The sequence below is a fragment of the Psychrobacter sp. 72-O-c genome (assembly GCF_904846605.1).
Taxonomy (GTDB): Bacteria; Pseudomonadota; Gammaproteobacteria; order Pseudomonadales; family Moraxellaceae; genus Psychrobacter.
The window spans coordinates 1-4,491 of sequence record NZ_CAJHBI010000059.1 but is presented as its reverse complement, the minus strand read 5'-3'; the positions used below and the strand labels follow the sequence as shown (position 1 = coordinate 4,491).

Here is a 4,491-nt window from a genome sequence, read left to right as displayed (position 1 = left end):
GAGAGCTATGAGTCTATTGTTGATGCGGCTTGCTGTGCTTGGAATAAGTTGCTTGAGCAGCCAGAGAGGGTTCGCTCCTTGACTACTCGAACTTGGGCACAACTTTAATTATTGGGATTGGTATTATAATTTGCTTGGCGGGCAAGTATTTCTCATCCATCTGGACAATAAAGTGACTTAAATAACCAAATAGCACTTGTCGCTTTGCATCGCTAAACCAGTCGAGTAGATTAGCAGTTTCAGTTAATACTTGCGGTGTGGTGATAATGGATTTGAACCCTAATAGAGTCTTATCCAATATCCTAGCATCAGCCGTCGTATATTCCCGTGTGCGCTTAAACTTCTCAACTTCACCATCACCCAATTGCGCAACCAAATACATGGTCAACAGATTGGCATCAAGCAATACTCGTTTCGACTTGTCAATATAATGATGGTTCACTGCTAACCTACATCACGTATTAACATACCTTTAAAAATGGCACCTTCAGCACCAATGCGAAACGTTTTATATTCGCGTAAGGTTTCTTTTTCTATGTTGCTAGGCGCAAATGCACTGATTGCTGAATAAGGATTTGGCGCTATTTCTGTGGTTTTTACTCGATAGGAGTCATAGCCTAAAGTGATTCGCCACTCTTTACTATCATCGTCAAACACAACCTCTTCCAAGCCTAAGTTTTTAATATCTTCGTCTTGATAGAAATCATTAGCCAGTTTACGCGCAAGTTTTACCGCTTCGGTCACTTCAATCATGTCATTTAATCCTTTTAGCCATTTGATTTATTCTAAACCATTTGAATAAATAATTTGTATCAATCACTCTTCAACCAAAACCCTTTTCTTACCCGTCAATAACTGCTGCATCAATGCCTTTTTCTCTTGCTGTAAATCAGCAAGCTGCTGTTCAAATAACTCGATTTCTTGGTCAGCATTGGTTAAAACGGCAGCAATTTTTTGTTGTTCTTTGTACGTTAGTGGAACTAAAAACTTATAAAGTCTAATGTAATCAGTAGTTACACGTTTGTGCCCTGCTGAACCTTGCATGTTCATTTTACCTTTACTCCTAAACTCACTGGTTAAGCTTAAGTAATAGATAAATTTTGCGTGATTATTTTCTTTTGCACGGAGTACATGAAACTCTGTTGAGCCAAAACCAATTCCATTATGTAGACCATCGATAAACGCACCTTTACCATTTTCGAAACAAGGTGTTATCTTTGCTACTATGACATCTTCATTGATAAAAGATGTAAATCCTTTTGATACATCATCATATTTCTTAATCTCTTGTCTCATAAGCTTAGCATCTTCTGACACTGCATCCATTGGAACAAAAGAGACTAAACCATCTTCAGGCATAATTGGTTTTCTAGGATTAACGATACATATATCTTCTAGTTTAATCTCTTCCCACTCACCCTCAAACCTTTTCCCTGACTCATCAATTAAACATTTTTTACCCGTCATCAATTGCTGCATTAGCGCTTTTTTCTGCTGAGTACTATTGTCAATTAAACGTTCAGTAGTGCTAATCGCTTTATCCCAAGTGGATAGGATTTTGGCAATTTTTTGTTGTTCTGGAAGTGGTGGAATACTAATTTTTATATTTAACACATCTGGTTTAGTGATGTTTTTCATACTGCCACTTGTGCCAGTAGCAGTTGAACTTAAAGCATATCGAGTATGGCTTGAAGAGAACCAATAACCTAACCACTTCATATTTACTTTGTTATCACGTGGCTTAACTTGCCACAGTCGATCCGGTAAAAACGAATTTAATATTTCAGTTTCTACATAGCCGTTTGCTCCCACTAAAGCTGGAGTATTCATGCGACTAATGATAATAGAGTCAGCTTTTACAGGCTCTTTTAATCTAGCAACTTCCTTTGAATCTACAACTGATTTTGCTTTTTTAGGTCGAAACATACCAGTGGAAACACAGCTAGTTTTTAATATTTTAAACTCAGAATTTATATTCCCATCATCTTCAGAGTTCACAGAGACACCAGCATCCAAAGATTTTACAAGGTCTTTTACTTTCCCTTCTCTCCACCCGTTAGGCACCATAACCCAACTCCTTTAAATACCCTGCCATCTCAACCTCTAACGCATCTAACTCAGCTTTTAACGCCAACCGTTCAGACCGTACCGCTACCAAATCAATCTCAGCCTCTTCTTCAAAAGTATCGACATAACGCGGAATATTAAGGTTAAAGTCGTTTTCCTTAATTTCATCAAAGCTTGCAAGATATGCGTATTTATCGACATTCTTGCGAGCTTTATAAGTTTCAATGATTTTTTGAATGTTCTCAGGAGTTAGCTGGTTTTGATTTTTACCTGATTTAAACTCATTACTGGCATCGATAAACAGTACTTTGTTATCGCCTCTATTCTTTTTAAACAGCAAAATAGCAGCTGGAATACCCGTACCAAAGAATAAGCTAGCTGGTAAACCAATCACCGTATCAAGTAAATTTTCTTCGATGAGTTGCTGACGGATTTTACCTTCACTTGATGCGCGGAACAGCACACCATGCGGTACAACCACACCCATACGACCAGTGCTGGGTTTTAAGGTTTCAATCATATGACTGATAAAGGCATAGTCGCCTTTAGTTTTCGGCGGTACACCACGATGGAAACGACCATAAGGATCGCTACTGGCATCTTCATGACCCCATTTATCCAGTGAAAACGGTGGGTTGGCAGTCACCACATCGAACTGTAATAAGTGACCGTCTTTATCTAATAGCAGCGGATTACGAATGGTATCGCCCCACTCAATACGGTGGTTGTCTTCACCGTGTAGGAACATATTCATTTTTGCCAATGCCCACGTCGAGCCAATGGCTTCTTGACCGAATAGTGCATACTTTTTAGAGCCAGAATTTTTGCGTACCATCGCCCCGCATTTAATCAAGAGAGAGCCTGAACCACAAGCAGGGTCACATATTTGATCGCCCTCAATAGGCTCTAGAATAGTGGCTAATAAATCGGACACTTCTGGTGGCGTATAGAATTCACCAGCCGTAGCACCACTACCAGCAGCGAAATGCTTGATTAAGAACTCATAAGCATTACCAATCACATCTAAGCTACCGACGCGCTCAGTGCTTAGGTTTAGAATGTCTTTACCAAAGTCTTCTAACAAGTGACGGAGTAGGTCGTTCTTTTGTTTTTCTTGCCCCAGTTTATCGGTGTTAAAGCTAATATCTTGGAAGACGTTTTTAAGCTTAGTACCATTGGCTTCTTCTAACGCGTGTAAGGCTTGGTCAATACGTTGGCCGTTACCGGCTTGATGGCGCTGCTCGTATAAATCCCAGAAGCTTGCGCCTTCAGGCAATACAAAGCGCTGCTTTGACATCATGGCATGGATCAATTCTGGGTTTTCGTTACCAGAGCCGCCATATTGCTCAACCAGCTTGTTGTACTCGTCCTTATAGACATCAGAGATGTACTTTAAAAACAGCATGGTTAAGATAAAGTCTTTATAAGTATCGGCGCTGATTACCCCGCGGAAGGTGTCACAAGCATTCCATACGGCTTTATTAATATCGTCTTGATTGATTTGACTGGTGGGCATTCTTTATCCTTCAAAGCTCTGGAAATCGTTAATTGTTATATTGACGTAATGATAGCAGGGTCTAGGATACTTGGCAGATGTCATTGCTTAAAAATTCGATTATAGTAGACGTTTATATAAGCTATCTAATTAAACTATTTAAACCAGATATCTAATTAAACTTACTAATTAAAACAGAGGGACAAATAATGAAAAAACTAGGATTATATATCGCAGTAGGACTGAGCTTAAGCGCTTGCGCTAGTATGAACAATGGCACAGCGGTTGGTAATACTGGCAACGTAGTAACCGAGTATCCCGTTGAGGCTGCGATGCTCAACATCTATACCAAAGAGCGCAGCCAAAAGTTAATGGCGGTTGTAGACAACCAAAATGTATCAGCAGAAATTAAAGTCACGCCCAAAGGCAGTATGGTGTTCAACAACAAACCCGTACAAGGTGCCGAAATAAACACGATCAATAAGCTGAACGATCAAATCACCAATCAATCAGTCGCTATTAACTACTTTACTCTGAATCCATTAGTATTCCACGGCTTTACTGACAGCTCAGGTGAGTATTCGCTATCGACTCAAACGACCACTATTCCCAAGATGGCTACAGTTGGCGACTCTAGTAAACTGATCACTGAAAACGTGTATGCCGATAACAGTATGCGCAAAAGAATAGGCACGTATAGCCAAGACTGGTCATTGACGCGAGACAGTAATAACACGGCATGGTTCTGTATAGAGACTTCAGAGAATCTACTACTCAGTTATGACTCTAATGGCGCATCAACTGACCCCTGCTGTCAATCCCGTACACATAAACTTGGGAGATTATAATTACGCAGCGTGACGATAAAAGTCAAACCACATCTGTCTTGGCGATTTATAGCCCAAGCCCTTTTGAATTCTAGTCTGGTT

The 4,491-nt window shown here is 40.0% G+C and carries 5 protein-coding genes; 1 reads left to right on the top strand and 4 read right to left on the bottom strand.

Going from position 1 to position 4,491, the window contains the following annotated elements; translation table 11 throughout:
* Window positions 1–82: 82 nt before the first annotated feature.
* The 4 genes from JMX97_RS13500 to JMX97_RS13485 form a co-directional block, all read right to left on the bottom strand.
* Window positions 83–442 carry a hypothetical protein gene (locus JMX97_RS13500; protein ID WP_201558934.1) on the bottom strand — a complete coding sequence of 120 codons (360 nt, stop codon included), beginning with the start codon at window positions 440–442 and terminating at the stop codon, window positions 83–85.
* Between the two features lie 2 nt (window positions 443–444).
* Window positions 445–753, bottom strand: a complete 309-nt coding sequence (locus JMX97_RS13495) for a hypothetical protein (protein WP_201558933.1) — start codon at window positions 751–753, stop codon at window positions 445–447.
* A gap of 63 nt (window positions 754–816) precedes the next feature.
* A complete protein-coding gene (locus JMX97_RS13490) occupies window positions 817–2,067 on the bottom strand; it encodes a restriction endonuclease subunit S (protein ID WP_201558932.1) in 1,251 nt (416 codons plus the stop codon).
* Window positions 2,057–3,583, bottom strand: a complete 1,527-nt coding sequence (locus JMX97_RS13485; protein ID WP_201558931.1) for a type I restriction-modification system subunit M — start codon at window positions 3,581–3,583, stop codon at window positions 2,057–2,059. The genes JMX97_RS13490 and JMX97_RS13485 overlap by 11 nt, the downstream gene beginning before the upstream one ends.
* Window positions 3,584–3,771: 188 nt before the next feature.
* Here JMX97_RS13485 and JMX97_RS13480 point away from each other — a divergent pair, with 188 nt between their 5' ends.
* On the top strand, window positions 3,772–4,410 hold the full coding sequence (locus JMX97_RS13480) for a hypothetical protein (protein WP_201558930.1): 639 nt from the start codon (window positions 3,772–3,774) through the stop codon (window positions 4,408–4,410).
* Window positions 4,411–4,491: the final 81 nt, after the last annotated feature.

Excerpts from the sequence above, each read along its gene's own strand:
- JMX97_RS13495 (WP_201558933.1), bottom strand. The coding sequence starts at position 753 with ATGATTGAAGTGACCGAAGCGGTAAAACTTGCGCGTAAACTGGCTAAT.
- JMX97_RS13490 (WP_201558932.1), bottom strand. The coding sequence starts at position 2,067 with ATGGTGCCTAACGGGTGGAGAGAAGGGAAAGTAAAAGACCTTGTAAAA.
- JMX97_RS13485 (WP_201558931.1), bottom strand. The coding sequence starts at position 3,583 with ATGCCCACCAGTCAAATCAATCAAGACGATATTAATAAAGCCGTATGG.
- JMX97_RS13480 (WP_201558930.1), top strand. The coding sequence starts at position 3,772 with ATGAAAAAACTAGGATTATATATCGCAGTAGGACTGAGCTTAAGCGCT.